The sequence below is a fragment of the Bacillus sp. FSL H7-0578 genome, assembly GCF_038630855.1.
In the GTDB taxonomy this organism is placed as follows: domain Bacteria; phylum Bacillota; class Bacilli; order Bacillales; family Bacillaceae; genus Bacillus; species Bacillus safensis.
Window position 1 is genome coordinate 1,237,843 of sequence record NZ_CP152045.1, and the last position, 20,067, is coordinate 1,257,909.

General features: G+C 41.0%; 23 protein-coding genes, 2 riboswitches and 1 other annotated feature (1 of these 26 only partly in view). Of the genes, 17 read left to right on the forward strand and 6 right to left on the reverse strand.

Going from position 1 to position 20,067, the window contains the following annotated elements; genetic code table 11:
* Positions 1-217, forward strand: a binding site (T-box leader) (it extends 2 nt beyond the left edge of the window).
* Positions 218-272: 55 nt separating this feature from the next.
* From proB to MHB41_RS06305, 5 genes are all read left to right on the forward strand, one after another.
* A complete protein-coding gene (proB, locus tag MHB41_RS06285) occupies positions 273-1,370 on the forward strand; it encodes a glutamate 5-kinase (protein ID WP_034281505.1) in 1,098 nt (365 codons plus the stop codon).
* Positions 1,371-1,382: 12 nt separating this feature from the next.
* Positions 1,383-2,630: a glutamate-5-semialdehyde dehydrogenase gene (locus tag MHB41_RS06290; RefSeq protein ID WP_034281506.1), complete on the forward strand. Its 1,248-nt coding sequence runs from the start codon at positions 1,383-1,385 to the stop codon at positions 2,628-2,630.
* Between the two features lie 124 nt (positions 2,631-2,754).
* Positions 2,755-3,891 (forward strand): Rap family tetratricopeptide repeat protein, encoded by a 1,137-nt coding sequence (locus tag MHB41_RS06295; RefSeq protein ID WP_046310731.1) that lies wholly within the window; start codon positions 2,755-2,757, stop codon positions 3,889-3,891.
* Positions 3,881-4,015: a hypothetical protein gene (locus tag MHB41_RS06300; protein ID WP_024424642.1), complete on the forward strand. Its 135-nt coding sequence runs from the start codon at positions 3,881-3,883 to the stop codon at positions 4,013-4,015. Before MHB41_RS06295 ends, MHB41_RS06300 begins: the two co-directional genes overlap by 11 nt.
* Positions 4,016-4,190: 175 nt before the next feature.
* Positions 4,191-4,619, forward strand: coding sequence for an organic hydroperoxide resistance protein (locus tag MHB41_RS06305; protein WP_041116420.1), 429 nt, complete (start codon positions 4,191-4,193; stop codon positions 4,617-4,619).
* 33 nt (positions 4,620-4,652) lie between these two features.
* On the opposite strand, the gene MHB41_RS06310 is transcribed toward MHB41_RS06305, so the two are convergent.
* Positions 4,653-5,099 (reverse strand): MarR family transcriptional regulator, encoded by a 447-nt coding sequence (locus MHB41_RS06310; RefSeq protein ID WP_024424644.1) that lies wholly within the window; start codon positions 5,097-5,099, stop codon positions 4,653-4,655.
* Between the two features lie 162 nt (positions 5,100-5,261).
* Here MHB41_RS06310 and MHB41_RS06315 point away from each other — a divergent pair, with 162 nt between their 5' ends.
* Positions 5,262-5,678, forward strand: coding sequence for an organic hydroperoxide resistance protein (locus tag MHB41_RS06315; RefSeq protein ID WP_034281509.1), 417 nt, complete (start codon positions 5,262-5,264; stop codon positions 5,676-5,678).
* 58 nt (positions 5,679-5,736) lie between these two features.
* On the opposite strand, the gene MHB41_RS06320 is transcribed toward MHB41_RS06315, so the two are convergent.
* The 3 genes from MHB41_RS06320 to MHB41_RS06330 all read right to left on the reverse strand — a co-directional run bounded on the left by MHB41_RS06320 (position 5,737) and on the right by MHB41_RS06330 (position 10,049).
* Positions 5,737-6,207 (reverse strand): nucleoside deaminase, encoded by a 471-nt coding sequence (locus tag MHB41_RS06320; protein ID WP_034281510.1) that lies wholly within the window; start codon positions 6,205-6,207, stop codon positions 5,737-5,739.
* A gap of 139 nt (positions 6,208-6,346) precedes the next feature.
* Positions 6,347-8,635: a 5-methyltetrahydropteroyltriglutamate--homocysteine S-methyltransferase gene (metE, locus tag MHB41_RS06325; RefSeq protein WP_046310735.1), complete on the reverse strand. Its 2,289-nt coding sequence runs from the start codon at positions 8,633-8,635 to the stop codon at positions 6,347-6,349.
* 149 nt (positions 8,636-8,784) lie between these two features.
* Positions 8,785-8,976: riboswitch (cobalamin riboswitch) on the reverse strand.
* Positions 8,977-9,089: 113 nt separating this feature from the next.
* The gene (locus MHB41_RS06330; protein ID WP_024424648.1) at positions 9,090-10,049 is read right to left on the reverse strand and encodes a S8 family peptidase; all 960 of its coding nucleotides are present in this window, start codon (positions 10,047-10,049) and stop codon (positions 9,090-9,092) included.
* Positions 10,050-10,492: 443 nt separating this feature from the next.
* Between MHB41_RS06330 and MHB41_RS06335 the strand changes: the two genes are divergently transcribed.
* From MHB41_RS06335 to MHB41_RS06365, 7 genes are all read left to right on the forward strand, one after another.
* Entirely contained in the window at positions 10,493-11,179 is a 687-nt protein-coding gene (locus MHB41_RS06335) for a response regulator transcription factor (protein WP_034281512.1), read from the forward strand.
* Between the two features lie 3 nt (positions 11,180-11,182).
* Positions 11,183-12,532, forward strand: a complete 1,350-nt coding sequence (locus tag MHB41_RS06340) for an ATP-binding protein (protein WP_034281513.1) — start codon at positions 11,183-11,185, stop codon at positions 12,530-12,532.
* 66 nt (positions 12,533-12,598) lie between these two features.
* A complete protein-coding gene (locus MHB41_RS06345) occupies positions 12,599-13,288 on the forward strand; it encodes a PepSY domain-containing protein (protein WP_034281514.1) in 690 nt (229 codons plus the stop codon).
* Between the two features lie 93 nt (positions 13,289-13,381).
* Positions 13,382-13,900, forward strand: a complete 519-nt coding sequence (locus tag MHB41_RS06350; protein ID WP_211042866.1) for a PepSY domain-containing protein — start codon at positions 13,382-13,384, stop codon at positions 13,898-13,900.
* Positions 13,901-14,181: 281 nt separating this feature from the next.
* Positions 14,182-14,322, forward strand: a complete 141-nt coding sequence (locus tag MHB41_RS06355) for a hypothetical protein (RefSeq protein ID WP_003212346.1) — start codon at positions 14,182-14,184, stop codon at positions 14,320-14,322.
* Positions 14,323-14,455: 133 nt separating this feature from the next.
* A riboswitch (M-box (ykoK) riboswitch) is annotated at positions 14,456-14,620 on the forward strand.
* A 207-nt stretch (positions 14,621-14,827) separates the two neighbouring features.
* The gene (gene mgtE / locus MHB41_RS06360; protein ID WP_342502610.1) at positions 14,828-16,186 is read left to right on the forward strand and encodes a magnesium transporter; all 1,359 of its coding nucleotides are present in this window, start codon (positions 14,828-14,830) and stop codon (positions 16,184-16,186) included.
* A 102-nt stretch (positions 16,187-16,288) separates the two neighbouring features.
* The gene (locus MHB41_RS06365) at positions 16,289-16,687 is read left to right on the forward strand and encodes a membrane lipoprotein lipid attachment site-containing protein (protein WP_211042864.1); all 399 of its coding nucleotides are present in this window, start codon (positions 16,289-16,291) and stop codon (positions 16,685-16,687) included.
* 115 nt (positions 16,688-16,802) lie between these two features.
* Here the strand turns inward: MHB41_RS06365 and MHB41_RS06370 are convergent, their stop codons facing one another.
* Positions 16,803-17,666, reverse strand: a complete 864-nt coding sequence (locus tag MHB41_RS06370) for a LysR family transcriptional regulator (RefSeq protein WP_340898853.1) — start codon at positions 17,664-17,666, stop codon at positions 16,803-16,805.
* A 183-nt stretch (positions 17,667-17,849) separates the two neighbouring features.
* On the opposite strand from MHB41_RS06370, the gene MHB41_RS06375 reads away from it, so the two are divergent.
* Complete coding sequence (locus tag MHB41_RS06375; RefSeq protein ID WP_211042860.1) at positions 17,850-18,221, forward strand: cupin domain-containing protein; 372 nt, start codon at positions 17,850-17,852, stop codon at positions 18,219-18,221.
* Positions 18,222-18,347: 126 nt separating this feature from the next.
* Here the strand turns inward: MHB41_RS06375 and MHB41_RS06380 are convergent, their stop codons facing one another.
* On the reverse strand, positions 18,348-18,677 hold the full coding sequence (locus tag MHB41_RS06380) for a MerR family transcriptional regulator (RefSeq protein WP_024424656.1): 330 nt from the start codon (positions 18,675-18,677) through the stop codon (positions 18,348-18,350).
* Between the two features lie 192 nt (positions 18,678-18,869).
* Here MHB41_RS06380 and MHB41_RS06385 point away from each other — a divergent pair, with 192 nt between their 5' ends.
* The 3 genes from MHB41_RS06385 (at position 18,870) to MHB41_RS06395 (ending at position 20,049) form a co-directional block, all read left to right on the forward strand.
* Complete coding sequence (locus MHB41_RS06385) at positions 18,870-19,025, forward strand: hypothetical protein (RefSeq protein ID WP_087975683.1); 156 nt, start codon at positions 18,870-18,872, stop codon at positions 19,023-19,025.
* Between the two features lie 37 nt (positions 19,026-19,062).
* On the forward strand, positions 19,063-19,227 hold the full coding sequence (locus MHB41_RS06390) for a stress protein (RefSeq protein WP_034281517.1): 165 nt from the start codon (positions 19,063-19,065) through the stop codon (positions 19,225-19,227).
* Positions 19,228-19,584: 357 nt separating this feature from the next.
* Positions 19,585-20,049, forward strand: coding sequence for a MarR family transcriptional regulator (locus MHB41_RS06395; protein ID WP_087975546.1), 465 nt, complete (start codon positions 19,585-19,587; stop codon positions 20,047-20,049).
* Positions 20,050-20,067: the final 18 nt, after the last annotated feature.

Here is a 20,067-nt window from a genome sequence, read left to right on the forward strand (position 1 = left end):
ACGAGCGTTGAAAAGGAATAGTAAGCAGGAACTGATGCGTAAAGAGAGCAAATGATGTGCTGAAACATTTGCCGCAGACAGCTGCTGAACCTGCCCTTTGAGCCTTAGAGGAAAAATCTAAGCGCGTGCCTGGCGTTACAGGAGTTGAGTGGAATAAGCAGATCGCATGCTTATTCAATGAAGGTGGTACCACGGAAAATCCCTTTTCGTCCTTTACATAAGGAGAAAAAGGGATTTTTTTGTGCCTAAAGGTATAGCGGAGGGAATCAAGGATGAAAAAGCAAAGGATCGTCATAAAAATTGGCAGCAGTTCATTAACAGAGCAAAAAGGAGCCATTGATGAACAAAAGATGCGGGATCATGTAAGAGCCATCGCAAAGCTCAAAGAAGCAGGTCATGAAATCATTTTAATTTCGTCAGGAGCCGTTGCAGCAGGATTTGGCAGCTTAGGCTATCCATCAAGACCTGTGACCTTAAAGGGGAAACAGGCAGCTGCCGCCGTTGGTCAGGGCTTGTTAATGCAGAAATATACAGAGCTTTTTTCACAGTTTCACATGACACCTGCTCAAATGCTTTTAACACGTAATGACTTTTCAGATCGAACAAGATATCGAAATGCTTACGCAACGATGATGGAGCTGCTGGAAAGAAAGATTTTGCCGATCATAAATGAAAATGATTCAGTCTCCATCGAGGAGCTTACCTTTGGGGATAATGACATGCTGTCAGCTCTTGTCAGTGGATTAATCCATGCAGACCAATTGATTATATTAACAGACATCAATGGCATTTATGATGCAAATCCAAATGAGCATCCTGAGGCGAAGCGGTTTGATGTCCTGACTCACATTTCAGAAGAATTGTTTTCATATGCAAAGAGCACCGGTTCAAAGGTTGGAACAGGCGGAATGAAATCGAAGCTGTCTGCTGCACAAACGGCACTTTCACTTGGCGTGAAAGTCTTCATTGGCACAGGCACTGGGGAAGACAAACTGCTTCGCATTCTTGCGGGGCAAGGCGATGGAACGTATATCGGTGAACAGGATTTATCAGCCGTGAACAACCGTCGTCAATGGATTCAATTCCACTCACCGGTCTCTGGAAAGATCATGATTGATGCAGGAGCAGAAGCGGCGATTTTGCATAATGGCAGAAGCCTTCTTCCGGCAGGAGTCATTGATGTCGCTGGTGACTTTTCTAAAGGAGAAGTCGTAGAAGTCGTCGGTCCAAACGGATTAGTTGGTAAGGGACAAACCTTGTACGCCTCCGATGAGCTTCTCGGCATTAAAGGAATGCGAAGTGACGAGCTTTCAAAAGAGAAGCCTGAGGTCATACACCGAGATCACTGGGTACAGCATGTACAAAACTGAGGAGGGAATACGATGAATGAAGTTCTTGAAAAAGCAAAAAAAGCAAGTGCAGCCAAAGATCAGCTGCTTCTAAAAACGACGGAACAAAAAAATGCTGCCCTGCACGCCATCGCGAGTGCACTAAAAGCATCTTCAGCTTATTTAATAGAGGAGAACCTAAAGGATGTTCAGGCTGCTGAGGAAAAGCAGTTCACGCCATCTGTCATTGACCGGATCACACTCACGGAAGAGAGAATTGAAGCCATTGCAGACGCGACCCTTCAACTCATTCAGCTAAAAGACCCAATTGGTGAAACGTTAGAAACCATTCAAAAAGAAAACGGCCTGCTCATCGAAAAGGTCCGTGTACCGCTTGGAACGGTTGGAATGATTTATGAAGCAAGACCAAACGTGACAGTCGATGCTGCGACCCTTTGCTTGAAAACTGGAAATGCTGTGATTCTGCGCGGAAGCTCATCTGCTATTCATAGTAATAAGGCAATTGTAAAGGTGATTCATGAAGCGCTTCATACGACGGATATTCCAGTAGACAGTGTGCAATTGATTGAAGATACTGGCCGTGAAACGGCGAAAACGCTGTTCACCTTAAATGAATACCTGGATGTCCTCATTCCGCGCGGCGGGAAGAATTTAATTGATCTTGTCGTGAGAGAGTCAACTGTGCCGGTGCTTGAGACAGGTGCAGGAAATTGTCATATCTATATTGATGAAACAGCAAAAAACGAAATGGCTGAGCGGATTGTGCTGAATGCCAAAACCCAGAGACCATCTGTTTGTAATGCGATCGAGAGCATTGTCATTCATGAAACATGGGCAAAAACATACGGTGCTTCGTTATTTGAAGCCCTTCAATCAAATGGGGTAGAAATACGCGGTGATGAAGCCGTTTGCGCGCTTGCTCCTAGTGCTGCATTAGCGACAGCAGAGGACTATGCAACGGAGTTTTTAGCACCGATCGTCAGTATTAAAATTGTAGAAAACATAGAACAAGCGATTCAGCATATTCAAACATATAGCTCTAAGCACTCTGAAGCGATCATTACGGAAAGCGATGAGCATGCAGCCCTTTTCTTAACAGCTGTCGATGCTGCCGCTGTTTATCATAATGCCTCTACTCGTTTCACAGATGGCTTTGAGTTTGGCTATGGAGCGGAAATAGGAATTAGTACACAAAAACTTCATGCAAGAGGGCCAATGGGTCTGCCAGCCTTAACGTCTGAAAAATTTGTCATTCGTGGTCAAGGACAAATAAGAGAATAACGAATTTAAAAGAGAGTCTTGTGACAACAGGCTCTCTTTTTCCTTTCATTTTTGTATTTCTCCGGTCAAGTATGATAAAATATGGTAATGTTTTATATTTTGAGAAGATTGGAGAAGGCAACGTATGGCGAAAATCATTCCCTCTTCGGATATTGGAGTGAAAATCAACAAGTGGTATGAATTAATCCGCAGATTTGATTCAGAACAAGCAGAACAGTTAAAACAGGAAATTCGCACCTCTCTTGATTCAATGGAAGAAGATCAGAATTTGCTTCTCTATTTTTCTTTAATGGAATTTAGGCATGAAGTCATGCTCGATTATTTAAAGCCATTAAAGGAAGGAAAGCTTCGCGCCAACTTTTCCGAGCTTTCGAAAGAAATAGATGAGCATCAAACGCATGTCACAGGCATGCTTGAATACTACTATCATTTTTTTAGAGGCATGTATGAATTCGGGCGGAGGGAGTATATTGCTGCCATATCGTCTTATCAAAAGGCAGAGCACAAGCTTTCTTTTGTATCAGATGATATTGAACGTGCGGAATTTCATTTTAAAATGTCAGAAATATATTATCACATGAAACAAACACATATCTCGATGCACCATGCCAAACTAGCGCTGGATGTTTATGTTCAGCATGAACTGTATGCGCTTCGCACGATTCAGTGTGAATTTATTGTGGCAGGTAACTACGATGATATGAGAAGGCATGAAAAAGCATTACCACATCTCGAAAGAGCACTTGCGAGATCAAGAGAGTTTCAGAATGTGCGTTTTATTGCCTCCTCTTTGTTTAATATGGGCAACAGTTATTACCGAATGGGAGACTTGACCCGCGCACTCGAATTAATGAAAGAATCCATCTCGTTATTTGATCAAAATCAATCCGATCATCTTCGTCGATCTATAGACCCTCTTTATACAGCCGCTCAGATATTATACAAACAAGGAAAACACGAAGAAGCATTACACTACAGAGAAGAATGTATGAAGCGAGCAGAAGCTCTTCAAGATGACATTCATCTTCAGAAAACCATATTTCTAGAAGCATTGTATTTAAGACGAGATGCTGAGCATATCAAACGAATTTTCCATTTTTTAGAGTCTGTCTATGCATATCCAGATATAGAGGAACTGGCATTAGATACCGCAAAGTATTATAATGAAATGGGGGATTATGAAAAATCTTCCATGTTCTATGGGGAAGCGGAACATGCTCGAATCTATATTCAGAGAGGGGATTGTTTATATGAATTTTAAAAAATGGGCAGTCGTCTGTACAAGCATCACCATCATGGCATTGTGGCTGGCAGCAGCAAATGCCGACCCAGATAACAGAAACCATACGCTGGAACAACCGAATCCGCAGCACGACACGATCTAAAAGCCCTTGTTAAAGGGCTTTTTTTACTGCCTAAACACCATTCTGCGGGACATGCTCATAAAAAGGAAACGAGGAGGAAAACTTAAAAAAGAGTATTTATTGATTGACTCTACAATTTAAATTGTGTACAATTCAATTGTAGGAAATATTATTGGAGAGAAAGAGGGTTATATTCATGTCAGACGTTTTATTTACAGCAACGGTATCAGCTGTCGGAGGAAGAGAAGGTAAGGTTGTTTCAACAGATGGTGTACTTGAGCATGATGTAGCAATGCCTGGAACACCAAGAGCAAAAAAAATCGAAAAAGCAACAAATCCAGAGCAATTATTCGCAGCAGGCTACTCTGCATGTTTTGATTCAGCCCTTCAAATGGTAGCAAGACAAGAGCGTATCCGTTTTGAAAGTGAAGTAACAGCACATGTCAGCTTATTAAAAGACAGTTCAGATGGCGGCTTCAAACTAGGTGTTCAATTAGAAGTAAAGGGAACTGGAATTGAGCAGTCAGCATTAGAAGAACTTGTTCATAAAGCGCACGGCGTATGCCCATATTCAAAAGCAACTCAAGGAAACATCGAAGTAGAACTAGTAGCTGTCGCACAATAATAGATATCAATAAAAGGCTGAGGGAACATTCCCTCAGCCTTTTGATTGTGTTAAATTTTGCAAAAGCTCATGTAAAGAGGCACGCAGTGTTTTTAGCTCTTCTTCCGATCTTCCTGTCCCAGTCAGCATGTGAGACGGAATCGCAGTGGCCTTTTCTTTTAGCTGCTCTCCATATTCCGTTAAACGAATTTGCACAGACCGCTCATCCTCTTTCGAACGTTCTCGGATAATGAGTCCGTTTTGCTCCATTCGTTTCAGCATGGGCGTGAGTGTACCGGAGTCTAAATAGAGAAGCTCTCCCATCGTTTTCACATTTAATGTTCCATGCTCCCACAATAAAAGCAGTGCCAAATATTGCGGATACGTAATGTTTAATTCTTCTAACAACGGTTTATACTGCTTCGTCATCTCTCGTGAACTTGCATATAACAAGAAACAAAGCTGGTTTTCCAGCTTCATATGTTCAAATTCATTTGTCATGTCAGTCACCAACTATTTTTTGTCATACTTATCATTGTATAAGATTTTCTTCCTTTTTAAAATAAATACAGACGAAAAATGAAAAATTCTTCAATGTGCCATAAATGTTTGAGAAATGAAGAGAACGTGAAAAGGATGAATAGATGGAGGAGGAGATTGAAGATGAAACCATTATTCACAGCAAAAGTAAAGGCGCAGCATGGAAGAGCTGGACATGTTCGTTCAGAGGATGGTGTGCTCGATCATAACATTGTCATGCCTAACGCTAAGAAAGATGGAGAGACTGGTACAAACCCAGAGCAATTATTTGCAGCAGGCTATGCAGCTTGTTTCGGAGGAGCACTTGAGCAGGTAGCCAAGAAGCAAGGGATAGAAATAGAATCGGAAGTAGAAGGACATGTCAGTCTTTTAAAAGATGAAAGTGACGGCGGCTTTAAGCTTGGCGTAAAGCTAATTGTATCTGCGAAAGGTCATGATCATGACAAAGTGAAAGAGCTTGTCCATGCTGCACATGAATTCTGTCCATATTCAAAAGCAACAAGAGGGAACATTGAAGTAGAGCTTGAAGTGGCTGAATAAAAAAGTTTTCTATCACGCTGAAAAGAGAAACACCTGCTGATGAGCAGGTGTTTCTTTTTTAATATTCTTTCTTTTGTTCGTATGCTTCCCATGCTTCAAATGGCGCAAGGGTTTTTTGAGGTGTCAGCTTGTAAAATGGTATATTTCTTGATTCGTATTCTTTGTTGATTTCTTCATAAATAAATGAGTCATCAAAACCAGAATCCGCTGCATCCTGATGCCCAGCGGCAAAATACACAGCTTTTGGTCTAGCCCAGTAAATAGCGCCAAGGCACATCGGACAAGGCTCGCAACTTGTGTATAGAGTGCAGTCTTCTAATTGGTATGTATTCAGCGTCTGGCACGCCTTTCGAATGGCTGTGACTTCAGCATGTGCGGTTGGATCATTTGCTGTTGTTACGTTGTTGCTGCCCTCTGCAATAATCTGACCATCCTTGACAATGACTGCTCCAAAAGGGCCGCCAGTACCACTATTGACTCCTTCTACTGCAAGATCAATTGCTCGTTGTAAAAAATCTTCGTGATTCATTGTCTTCCTCCCTTTGTTCGACTGACTTCTCTAGTATAAACGAATCATGCTAGAAAAGAAATCATCATAGCAGGAGATCGAACAGGCCAAATTACGCATAAAAAACCCCTGCCGCGTTCAGCAGGGGAGAGACATTCAATTAAGCGTGCTGCGCCAGCTTTTTACGAGCGACTTCAGCAGCTGTGACCATGTTTTTCAAAGCAGCAATGGTTTCAGGCTCTTGTCTAGTTTTTAGACCACAATCCGGATTCACCCAGAAGCGATCTGTTGGACAAACGTTCAGCGCATCATCAATGATCTCGCTCATTTCTTCAACAGATGGAACGCGCGGGCTATGGATGTCATAAACGCCTAGTCCAAGTCCTTTCAAATACGGGTGTTTTTCTAAGTAATCGAGGAATCCGCCATGACTGCGTGAATGTTCAATTGTAATCACGTCAGCATCCAAGTCTTCGATTGTATCGACAATATCCTCGAAGTTACTGTAGCACATATGTGTATGAATTTGTGTTTCATTTTGAACGGATGATGTAGATAAACGGAATGACTCTGCTGCCCAGTTTAAATATTCTGCCCAATCACTTTCTTTGAGCGGAAGTCCTTCTCTTAGCGCAGGCTCATCCACTTGGATCACTTGAATACCAGCTGCTTCTAAAGCTTCTACCTCTTTACGCAAAGCGAAAGCAATTTGGAAAGCAATGTCTTTGCGAGAGATATCCGTTCTTGGGAAAGACCAGTTTAAGATGGTAACAGGTCCTGTCAGCATGCCCTTGACTTTTTTCTCTGTTAAACTTTGTGCGTATACCGTCTCTTTCACTGTCATTGGCTCTGTAAACTCTACATCTCCATAAATGATTGGCGGCTTCACGCAGCGTGATCCATAGGATTGTACCCAAGCAAATTTTGTAAAGGCAAATCCGGCTAGCTTCTCACCGAAGTATTCAACCATGTCTGTACGTTCAAATTCCCCATGTACGAGCACATCCAGACCAATTTCTTCTTGAATATCAATCCATCGTTTTGTTTCTTTCTTAATAAACTCATCATACTCTGCATCTGTCCACTCATTTTTGCGCCACTTTTGACGAGCACTGCGCACTTCGGCAGACTGCGGGAAACTGCCAATTGTTGTTGTTGGAAGAAGCGGGAGCTCAAGAGATTCGTTTTGGATACGAAGGCGTTCTTCAAAGGCAGCTGGACGTTTAAAATCTTTCGATGAAAGATTGTTGCGTTCCGCTGTTAGATCCGCATTTGTTCCTTTTGCGAACTCTTTTAAGGTAAGAAGTGCTTGTGCTGCTTCGTTAATATCAGCATCAATGGCAGCTGCTCCTTTTGTTAAACCTTCTTTTAGTAATGTCAATTCAGCCAGCTTTTCAGTGGCATAAGACAGTCCGTTTAATAGTTTTTCTTCAAGCTGTTCGCTTGGGTGTTTGGCAACTGGCACATGCAGCAAGCTGCTTGATGGCTGCAGCCACACTTCTTTCGGCTGAACGTCAGCAATGACTTCAGAAATAAAGGATAATCTTTCGCCAAGGTCTGATCTCCAAATATTTCTTCCATCAATGACGCCTGCTGCTAAAATTTTATCTTTCGGGAAACCGTGCTTTTTCACTTGATCAAGGTTGCGCCCTTGATCATGGACAAAATCAAGACCAATTGCTTCAACAGGATATGTGACAAGCTCTTCATACGCATCTACTGAATCAAAGTATGTTTGAAGAAGAATGTTCAAGCCAGGTACGGCTTCTTTGATCGTTTGATAAATTTCTTTTACGGATTTTACGTCTTCACTGGAAGCTGTGACAAGTGCAGGTTCATCAATTTGAACCCATTTGACGCCTGCTTCTTTAAGTTCTTTTAAAAGCTGAGTATAAAGCGGCACTAGACGCTGCTGGATTTCTTTCACTTCATTTGCTTCATAACCTTTAGAAAGTGAGACAAATGTATATAGACCAAGTACAACCGGTTTTGTTTCAACACCAAACGCCTTTTTCACCTTTTCGTAAGCTTCAAGCGGCTTGTTGTGTGTGAGTTTAAATTCTGTGCTTTTTTCGTATTCTGGAACGATGTAGTGATAGTTTGTATTAAACCATTTTGTCATTTCACTTGAGACGGCATCTTTTGTTCCTCTTGCCATCGCGAAGTATGTATCTAGCGGGTCTTTTAAGCTGCGGAAGCGCTCTGGAATCCAATTGAACATAACAGCGGTATCCAGCACGTGATCATAGAAGGTAAAGTCTCCAGAAGGAACAACATCAATTTGTTGATCGATTTGTGTTTTAATGGCAGTTAAAAATTGTTCATCCAGTGTGCTTAAGAGGGTTTCGCGGTCTGTTTGACCTTTCCAGTAAGACTCAAGTGCTTTTTTCCATTCTCTGTTTAAACCAATGCGCGGAAAGCCTAGATTACTTGTTTTAACAATTGTCAATTCCAATTCCTCCTCTAAATATAAAAAGACATTTACGCTCATGATCATGATTGATGAGGTAAATGTCTGGTTTAAAAGACAAAATGTGTGTGCGAAATAAGGCGTGAGTATCACTGACGCTTTTCCGACATCTCCTATCAACCGTAGGGGGTTTGATGTGATAGAGCGGCTGGTATCCTGGCTGGTGAATCTGCAAGCTTTTCATCCTTCCCATCCTAATGACAGTGGATTCCTGAGAAAAGCTCTCCTCACTCACAGTGGCGGGACCGCGCCGGATTTTCACCGGTCTTCCCAATTAAAATTCGACGTGTAATCGAATTACCGACTCTCAAACTATGAATTTATTGTGTTCGATTATATAACGTTCACTTCATTTCGTCAAAGTAAATTTTGAATAATTTTAATTAAAAAAATCCTGAGAAAATTCTATCTTTTCTCAGGACCTCTATTTAAGCTATAGAGATAAAAGATCTGCTTCTAATGTTTTTTCTAAAAGGACATCAGGCGCAGTTAAATATAAAAATCCATTCCCTACAAGGGCTTTCGACTGTTTTAATGGAAGGGTTCTTCTGACAAGCTGAGCATAAACCTCAGGCTCTGTCAGCTTGCGCTGGAACGCTTCTTCTTCGGCGTTTTTAATAATTGCTAGTGCACCGCTTACGTGAGGGGCAGCCATTGAAGTCCCTGTGAGCCTGCCATATTTATGGTTAGGGAGAGTGGATAAAATGTCTTCTCCTGGAGCGACGAGGTCGATTTCTTTATTGGCGTTAGAAAATTCAGAGGATTCTCTAGCAAGGGAAACAGAACCGACGGCAATGACTTCATTGTATGCTGCTGGGTAGGAGAACTCTTCCGTACGCTCGTCCCCGTCCCCTTCATTTCCTGCTGCGCACACAACAAGCACACCGCTTTTTACCGCATTTTGAATGGCTTCCTGCAGGGCAGGCTCATTGCTTGGACCACCGAGAGACATAGAGATAATATCCACCTTCTGCTCTGCGGCATAGTTGATACCATCAATGATCCACTCATATTTTCCGCTGCCATTTTCACCGCCAAGAACTTTCACGATGAGCAGCTTGGCTTCAGGGGCAACCCCTAAAATTCCGCCATTTTGATCGGTTGCGGCAATCGTTCCTGCTACATGGGTACCATGCCCATTATAGTCTTTTACATTTTCAGCATCTCCATCGTCATCATCGGTAAAGTTCTTCCCACCGATAATCTGATCTTTTAAGTCGGGATGCTCTGTGTCACAGCCTGTATCAAGGACAGCAATGGTTATGCCTTTTCCTTTGAAGCCACTTGACCAAAGTTCGGGTGCTTTAATCTCCTGAATACTTTCCGGCGTCTCTTTCGCTTCCATCACATTGGCTTTTACTTCATACGGAATTAAGCGAATTTCACCTTTCATAAGAAAGCCCTCCTTATTTTGTTTTCAAAGTAGATTCAGGCTGCATAATGTTATTGTATAAAAGAAACTTTTGATCGGAAAGGGTCAATTGTAATAATTTTTCAAATAATCAATCTATTATCAAAAGTGCAGTTCTCCTCACATATTGACGAAAGAGCTCACCTTTTGAAGAAAACTCTTGATATCATATGAAAAAGAAGGAAATGCTGCATAGTGAGGTTGCACCTGTACAGATGAAAATGGGTGAATAGAACTAAAAGAGGCAGACTAAAAAATAATGAGATGAAGTAACAAATTGAGAAGAAGGATCAAGTTAAATGTTTTTTCTCAAAAATAATTCCCTCCATAAAAAAATAGATGTGAAGATTGTGACTGTTCCAAATGAGAAAGGCAACATATAATAATGGAAAGACAAGCTTGCCTTTTAGATAGGAGAGATAGAGATGAACAAAGGGAAGATACTCGTAGTCGAAGATGAAAAGAAAATCGCTAGGGTGCTGTCACTTGAACTTGAATATGAAGGATATGAGGTGACAGTCAAAGAGACAGGAATGGACGGCCTTCAGGCTCTTGAAGAAGACAGCTTCGATTTGGTGCTGCTTGACGTCATGCTTCCAGAGTTAAGCGGTCTTGAAGTGCTGAGAAGGGTTCGAAAGACAAATACAGCGACACCTATTATTTTGATTACAGCAAGGGGGAGTGTCCCTGATAAGGTAAGCGGGCTCGATCTTGGGGCGAATGATTATATAACAAAACCTTTTGATATAGAAGAATTATTAGCACGAATTCGCGCGCAGCTAAGACTGAATATACATGCACAAGAAGAAAAGGAGACAGAGCTGAGCATAGCAGATTTAACGGTCAACGAGAAAACAAGAGAAATCCAAAGGGCTGGGCAAATGCTTGAACTCACACCGAGAGAATATGACCTGCTTGTCCACTTACTGAACCATCAGCAGCAAGTGCTCACAAGAGATCAGCTTTTAACAGCGGTTTGGGGTTTTGATTATTTTGGTGATACAAATGTGGTAGATGTCTATATCCGTTATTTAAGGAAAAAAATCGATTACCCATTCGAAAAACAGCTGATTCACACAGTGAGAGGTGTGGGTTATGTGATGAAAGGATAAAGAATGAGATTAAAAAATAAGATTCAGCTTTATACGTCGTTGTCTTTGTTTTTAATGGTGCTCTTGTTTCATACAGCCATTTATTTTATTTTTTCGATGACCTTGACGCAAAAAGATATGTCCCGCTTGTCTGAGGTGGCTGAAAATATTGCCATTGCTTTAAAAAAATCAGAGGAAGAGGGTCTTCCGTCCTCGGAGCTGCTGAAGGCGTACCTGCCTCAAAATGGTATGATCCGAGTCGTGACAGAAACGGGAGAGTCAAAACTGACTGTCACAAAGGAATCAACGTTTAGCTCACTGCCTTTTACATACGAATCTGGCCAGACAGCAGAAATCAAAGAATACAATAAGCATATGATTGCGTTCGCTGCTATTCCGGTCATTTGGACAAATGGTGAGATTATGTCGCTTCAAGTATATGAAGAAATCGAAAATACGGAAGAGAACTTAGCGTTATTAAAAATGATTTTAATCGCTACCGGCGTTTTGTTTATTGTGCTTTCCTATTTTGCAGGCCACGTTTTAACAAAGCAAATTGTCCGGCCGATTAGCAGAATGACGAATACCATGAAGGCAAGTATGAAAGAGAAGGCGTTTAAACGAATTGAATTAACAGGCGATTCAAAGGATGAACTATATCAAATGGGACAAACCTTTAATGAAATGTCCGAGATTCTCGAGAAGCATTATGAAAAAGAACAGCAATTTTTGCATGATGCCTCCCATGAATTGAAGACACCGATTACCGTCATTATGAGCTACAGCAATTTACTCAAACGCTGGGGGCAAACACGTCCAGAGGTTGTAGAAGAATCCTCCCAAGCGATTCATGATGAAGCGAAAAAAATGAAAAGACTGACAGATCAATTATTGACATTGGCGAAAAACGGCCAGCCGTTATACTTGGATATGAAGCCGGTTGATCTTGGTCATTTGTGCAAGCAGCTTTGTCATACACTTGAAGTGGCTACCAATCGAACGATTCAATCTCATGTGCAGACAGATCAGCCGCTGATCGCAGAAGGAGACGAAGAGAAAATCAAACAGCTTTTGACCATCTTAATTGATAATGCGGTCAAATATAGCAGAGAGCCAGTTGATGTGACCTGCGGATGGGCAGAAGACAAGCCATTTATTTCAGTGATTGATCAAGGAATTGGCATAAAAGAAGAGGATCTGCCGAAAATCTTTGACCGCTTTTTCCGTGTGGATGAAGCGAGAAACAGTGAGACGGGCGGAACCGGACTCGGTCTTTCAATTGCGAAGCAAATTGCAGAAGAACATGAGGCCGAGCTGAAGGTAGACAGCCGTATCGGAGAAGGGACAGCCATGACCATTCTTTTTCAGAAATAAATGGGTCTTTTCTCATCAATTTCTCATTTCCTCCTTATAAAATAGGAAATAGGAAGGAGGCGCTGCATGTCTAGAAAAACGAAAATGGTGCTTGCGCTCGCAGGATGTCTTGTGATTCTTGCGGCCTTTGCAATGCTCATGATCCAAACCATTGATCAAAAAATATTAAGTGAAGCAGAAATGAAAAAAATGATCGCAAAAGACTACAATGGAAACATTACACATATTGATTTAATCAATCATAAACAGGACTATACAATGACGCTGGAAAATGCAAACGGCATCTATCAAATCATTGCATCTTCTGCAAGCGGTCAAATGAAAGAAATTAGACAGTTAAAAAGCTATCAAAAGCCAAATGAAAAAAATGCTGAGCTCCAGGCAGAAGAGGCGGCTGTTAAAAAGGTGAGCGGAACTGTCATTCAAAAAAAAGAGACGTCAGATCGTTTCATTTTTACCATCCAATCAAAAAAAGAATTATATCAAGTCGAGGTCGACAAACAGTCATTTAAGGTGCTTGAAGCAGAAAAGAAAAAACCAACCTCTAAAGAAAAGAAGCTTACGAAAATCACTGTCGAGGAAGCCATCCAAATTGCCGTCAAAGAAGTTGGCGGAACAGTGGATGATGCTGATCTTGAAACATTCAGCGGTATGCTCGTATTTGAGGTGGAGCTGGATTTGCCTGACGGCAGAGAGGCGGAGGTGCTTGTGAACGCCTATACAGGGGATATTGAGGGCATTACGTACGAAAACTAATCCTTTTCTCATGATATTCTCATGTTTCTTTCCTTCCTTTATCATCTTGTTTTCTTAAGATAGAGAAGAAATCAAACAGAGGAGGAATTGAACATGATGAAAAAAGTACTAGTAGCTACAGCATTAACGGGAACTCTTGTCGCAGGTGGTTTCACACTTCAAGCGCAAAATACAAATCAAACAGCAAACGCCGAGCAAGTCGTGCAAAAGAAATCGTCATTTGTTTCAAAGAAACAAGCTGAAAAAGCAGCCTTAAAAGTGGTGAAAGGCTATGTGGATGATGTGGATCTTGAGCGTAAAAAAGGAAAATGGGTGTATGAGGTCGAGATCAAAAAAGGCGGCTTTGAATATAAAGTATATGTCGATGCAAAAACTGGAAAAGCGATGAATGATCCAGTCAAAGAAAAGAAACAGAACGTGAAGATCACGAAAAAACAGGCTGAAAAAATGGCTCTTGCAAAAGTAAAAGGCACAATCACTGATTCTGATCTAGATAAAGAAAATGGTGTGTACATTTACGAAATTGAAATCACAACACCAAGCGGCGAGGAAGTTGATTTTGAGATTTCCGCTAAAACAGGCAAAATCCTGAAGCAAGAATGGGATGATTAAGCTATGACCAAACCTTACACTTTCATGTGTAAGGTTTTCATCGTGTAGACAAACCCTCGCATTCGGTGTCAGGTCTGCGCTCCGATGCTCACGAATGTCGAATTCGCTCCGCTCCGGTGCTCGCCCTTCCTAGACTGCAAAGGTTTTCTATCACGCTGAATAGAAGACAAAGGGCTAAAATAAAGATCATTTTAGCCCTTTGTCAACAATCTGCAAACCTTACACTTTCATGTGTAAGGTTTTTTCATTGGGACAAACTACGGGAAAGGAGGCGAGAGAATATGAAGAAAAAAGAAGAAGAGCAAACAATGGATCACGCGGAATACGTTCCGCATCCTGATGGAGAAGGATATGCTTTGTTTTTGCATGATTCCTTTCATCTCCTCTCCCAAGAGGATATGAATCAGCCGGAAGAGGAATAAAAAGACATGAAAAGGGCGATGGCTGAGCTGTCTATCGCTCTTTTTTTGAAAAGTAAGCGAATACATAAGGATACTTGGCATCTTGCTTATTGACATCATTCCGCTTTTTCTGTAATCTCAGTGTGTTAACAATATGAGACTTCGTTAGGTGAGGCTCCTGTATGGAGATACGCTGCTGCCCAAAAATGTCCAAAGACGCCAATGGGTCAACAGAAATCATCGACATAAGGTGATTTTTAATGCAGCTGGATTTTATCCTATGCCATACAGTGCTAAAGCTCTACGATTGAAGGAGCAAGTGTTTATTTTGTCATGCTTACAAAGCGCCTTCATTCGGTTGAAGGTGCTTTTTTATGAGAAAAGGAGGTGTGGGGATGGATCATCCCGATTCGAGACACATAGAGAGTATGTCAAAAGATCAGATTGACGCATCAGACAGAGGAGATCCTGACCCCGCACATTCTAAGGGATTCGGGTATCTCCTGACTTTGGGGAGGTAACAGCGATGATACAGAACATTACGTACGATGAACTCATTTTAAGAATCATTATTTTATTAAGAGATGGCAAACGCAAAGAATTTAAAAACATTATGGAAGAACTTCAGCCATATGATATGGCCTATTTATTTAAAGAACTTCCAGAAAAACACTGCGGCCGTTTCCTCAGCTTTTTAACAATCGATGATGTGACGGAAATGATGGGTGAGCTTGAGCGCGAATACCAAGAAATTGTGCTTGAAAAAGTAGGAAAAGACAAAGCCACCTTCGTCACAAACAAAATGGATAACGATGACCTAGCCAACTTGTTTGATGAAATGGATGATGAGCTGAAAGATCAGCTTTTATCAAACATGGAGGCAGAGGAATCAAAGGCCGTCCAGCTTCTCATGAATTATCCTGCTGAGACAGCAGGCCGGATCATGACCAACCGGTACGTATGGATTCCTCAGCACTATACGGTTCAGGACGCAGTTGTAAAGCTGAAAAGCTTTGCTGAAATTGCAGAATCGATCAACTATTTATATGTCATTAATGATCAAAAGCAGCTTGTAGGGGTTCTGTCGTACCGGGATCTCATTTTAGGTGAACCAGATGAAAAAGTGCAGGATCTTATGTTTACAAGAGTCATTGCCGTTGGAGCTTTTCAGGATCAGGAGGAAATCGCAAAGCTGATTGAACGGTATGATTTTCTTGCCATTCCTGTTGTAGAAGAGAACAATGTCCTGGTCGGAATCGTCACAGTCGATGATATCATTGATGTCGTCATTCAAGAGGCAGGAGAAGACTATGAGAAGTTCGCTGCCTCTGGTAAAGATATTACGTTCGACACGCCCGCTTTTGTTGCAGCATACCGGCGTCTCCCGTGGCTCATTTTGCTCTTATTCATTGGGCTGATTTCAGGCAGTATTTTAAATTACTTTGAAGATACCCTTCAGCAAGTCGTCGCCTTAGCCTTCTTCATGCCGATGATTGCCGGAATGACAGGGAATACAGGCACACAGTCGCTTGCGGTCGTCATTAGAGGACTTTCAAAAGAAGAATTAACGAAAAAAACCATTATGCGCCTGATTTTTAGAGAACTCCGAACAAGTATTTACATTGGGATTGTCTGTTCCATCATTATTACAGTCGTCGCAATGGTGTGGCAGGGAAATATGATTTTAGGATTTGTTGTTGGTTCGTCACTGCTTGCCACACTGATTATTGGAACGATGGCAGGTACGATCGTGCCTATTATTTTACACAGATTAAACGTGGACCCTGCGATTGCATCTGGGCCGCTGATTACAACATTGAACGATATTTTATCACTGCTCATCTATTTTGGTATTGCGACAGCTTTCCTCCATACACTTATGTAGCAAGAAGACTGTAAAACATGACGTTTTACAGTCTTTTTTTGTATAAAGATTGCATATAGCGCTTCCATCCTTTACATTTTAAGGAGAAGGTGGGAGAGAAACATGAAGAAATTCTTATTCGTTTTGATATGTATGTTTTTGCTGAGTGCATGTCAAAGGGAGGACGAGGGGAAAGACCGAAGGCTAGTGGCTGCAGAGCATATGCTTGAAGCCATCACCGAAGGAAATAAAAGAAAAATGGAAGACATCTACGTTGAAGGCGCAGTCCCGAGCCCAGACGACATTCTGAAGCTGAAAAAAGAATGGGGCATAGACACGCTTTCTTATGAGGATTTTCAATTGGAAGAAGCCAGCATTCATGTGTTCCACGCGAATTATGAAGATGCAAAAACCGGGAAGAAAAAGGCGCTTGCCCTGCGGGTGAAAGAAGATCCTGAAAGAGGCGGCGTGCTGATTGACTTTGTAGGGGTTGTTGAAGGGTCTGAGGCTTCCTCTAAATAAAGCTTTATAAAAGTCAAAGTATATTTAAAAGGATAGAAGAGCTGACAGAACTTGGCTCTATCTATCCTTTTTTTTATCACAAATAACCTTATTTACAAAAAATTATCTGTACCGATCACATATTCGTTATACCCATTAACTCCATAAAGTGTGACAGTGCACTGGTCATGTAAGAATCGCGGCGCCTTATAAACACAGTGGGCACTATTCTATGTGGCTCTGGTAATGGATGACAGGTGAAGCCGCCTTGCATCCGAGATTCAACCATAGATTTTGGTAATACGGTAACTCCTAGCCCGTTTTCAACGCATTTAAGCACGCCCTCTAAAGTACCATATTCCATTACCTTCATAGGAGGATAGCCATTGCTCTCTAGCCATTGCTGCCAACGGCCTAAATAGATGCAATGTGCGAATGACGAGAGCAATGGTTCATGTAAAATGGATTCTAGCTGGAATTGCTCCGAGGAGTAGCTTGTAATCAGGACCAGGGATTCGTCCAATACAGGATACTCAATAATTTCCGGATGAAGAATGGGCCCATCTACCAATGCGCCGTCTACCTTGTAGTTGAGAATAGCACGAACCTGATCTACTGTAGGTGCCATATACATACTCAATTCTACTTGTGGAAAATTCTTATGATATTCGGAAAAAATTTTTGGCAATCTTGTAGAAGCGGTGGACTCTATAGATCCAATGTGTAAAGTTCCCCGCGGAGTAGAGGAAAGCTTTACTGCCTCGATCGCTTCTTCGAAATCGTAGAGTAATTTGTTTGCATAGGGCAATAGTTCGCGTCCTGCAGGTGTTAAAGATATCTTCTTATGATATCGATAGAGAAGGGGAACACCTAATTCTTGTTCAAGACGTTGGATTCGTGCAGTAACATTGGACTGAACATAATTTAATTTCTGTGCAGCTTTTGTGATGCTTTGTTCAATTGCAACGGCTTTAAAAACTTCCAAAGATTTAATATCCAAAATAACTCTCCTTTTTGCATCACAAATTGTGATTAACTATACATTATTTTTTGATTTTACGTGATCCAATGGAATAAGTAAACTTAATGATATAAGAGTTGACGCTAAGGAGGATGGTGAGGTAGGGAATTTTATCTAGGAAAAGATAAAACAGACGTTACCAATGAATGAGGAGGGAATCTATTGATTTCAAAGACGAATGTCCAAGAGAAATTTTTGCAAATAAATGATTATTGGAATCCTAGAATAAGCGGAGAATTGAACGATTCATACATTAAAATGGTAAAAATTAAAGGTGAATTCATTTGGCATCACCATGATGACGAGGATGAAATGTTTTTTGTATGTAAAGGGAAGCTGGTCATCCGCTTCAGGGATAGTGAAATAGCTCTTAATGAAGGAGAGTTTATTGTGATTCCTAAAGGAATTGAACATCAGCCAATTGCTGAAGAAGAAGTTCATCTGCTATTAATTGAACCCAAAACGACGCTAAACACGGGGAATGTGATCAATGAACGAACCGTTTCGATTCCTGAACGAATCGATGAACACTAAATCGTTGTACTTAACAGGTGCGTTAGTTAAAAAAGAGGCAGCAATTGCTGTCTCTTTTTCATTAAGCAATTGCAACAATCAATACAAACAAAGCTTTTATTAAAGAGTAAGCGATTCGTTATTTGTTTAACGATTTTTATACCGAAAGTGTGCGTTAATCTGGCCTTCCAGCATTTTTTTCTTAAATTGTCCGCTTTTTAGCGCTTGTTCTTTTTTCTTCATGTCTTTTAAAATTTCAGCTGTCTGCACACCGTCTTCTCGTTTATTGGCGATGTCCATCAAACGTTCAACATCTGCAAAAGAATATTTCCGTGTGCCTCTTGTTGAGCGCTGGGGGTAAATGAGTTTACGTTCCTCATAATATCGGATTTGCCTGACGGAAAGCCCTGTTAGCTCACTGACAATCCCGATTGAAATGACTTTTTTATCTTTATAAGATACATCTTCCTGCGTCATATACTCACCCCTGCAAGTCTTTTCTTCATATTATATAGAACGAGAAGGAAAAAAACCTATCGTTTGTTAGAAAATATAACACAAAAACGAAAAAAATGAAAAAACCATGGAAGGAAAGATAACAGGGAGTGTGCAATACATCTTACGGCGGCATATAATCATGGTGAGTTGACATAGGAGGAGGAGCATATGATGGAGCAAGCACAGATCATTCGTATGGCAAAAGAAATCATCGCATTAGATGTGAAGAGGGATGAATTGCTTGAGCAATTCATGCAGGCTGCAGGTCAGAATGCACATGCGCTTCTAAGAGCCATGCAAAATGATTTGTATAAGAAGTCTTCATAAGCACCCGATCCAAATCACTTGATAGGAGGGATAATCGGTGCGGCGTATATTAAAAGAAGCTTTAGCAAAGGAAAGACATTATTATACGAAGCAGCTATGTTCATTAGGGGTTTACAGCCCTGATGCGGCCAAGGACATGACAATTAGTGACTTAAAAAAAGAGTATCATTTCTTTTTCAACAAAACAGAGCGCTATTTGTAAAAATCCCTTGAAATGTGCGTATATCACATAAAGGGTTCTTTTTTTGTGTTTAATATTATAGCAATATTGAATTTTGTAGAAATTTGGCGAATGAAGTGTAAGAAACCATAGATTCTTTACAGATTTTGTTAAAGTGTGTCGCATCTTGATGGTTTGCTGAAAAAGCTTTTTTTCGAGATGATTGTGAAAAATAAGAAGGATTTTAAAAGTTTATATCGAAACCTTATACATAACACGAATGGAGTCACTTATGTGGTTGAAAGGGTTTTCAAAAACGTACTTCTATTTTTTACGAAAGGCTCCAACTGCACCGCAAGACAGCCTTGAAGTTAAAAAAATATTATAAGAGGTAGATATGTGATGAGACTATCGTTTAATGAAGAAGAAGTAGAACGCTCAATGACGCTTTACAAGGTTTTTGCAAGAGCATTTAAAAGCGTTTCAGAACACAGTATTAGAGACAGCAAAGAGCATGGATTCAATCCAACTGAATTTGCCGTTCTTGAATTACTGTACACAAGAGGTGCTCAAAAGCTTCAGCAAATCGGCTCAAGACTCCTGCTTGTCAGCGGGAATGTGACGTACGTAATTGACAAATTAGAACGAAATGGTTTCATTGAAAGAGAACAGGACCCCAAGGATAAACGGTCTGTTTATGCCCATTTAACGGAAAAAGGGCGAAGCTATCTTGACAAGATTTATCCGATCCACTCTCTTCGGATTGCGCGTGCATTCTCTGGTCTGACGCGTGAAGAGCAAGAGCAATTGATTAGTCTATTGAAAAAAGCAGGTATTCACAGTCAGCATTTATTATTTAGATAAAACGAAAAGGTGCCAATG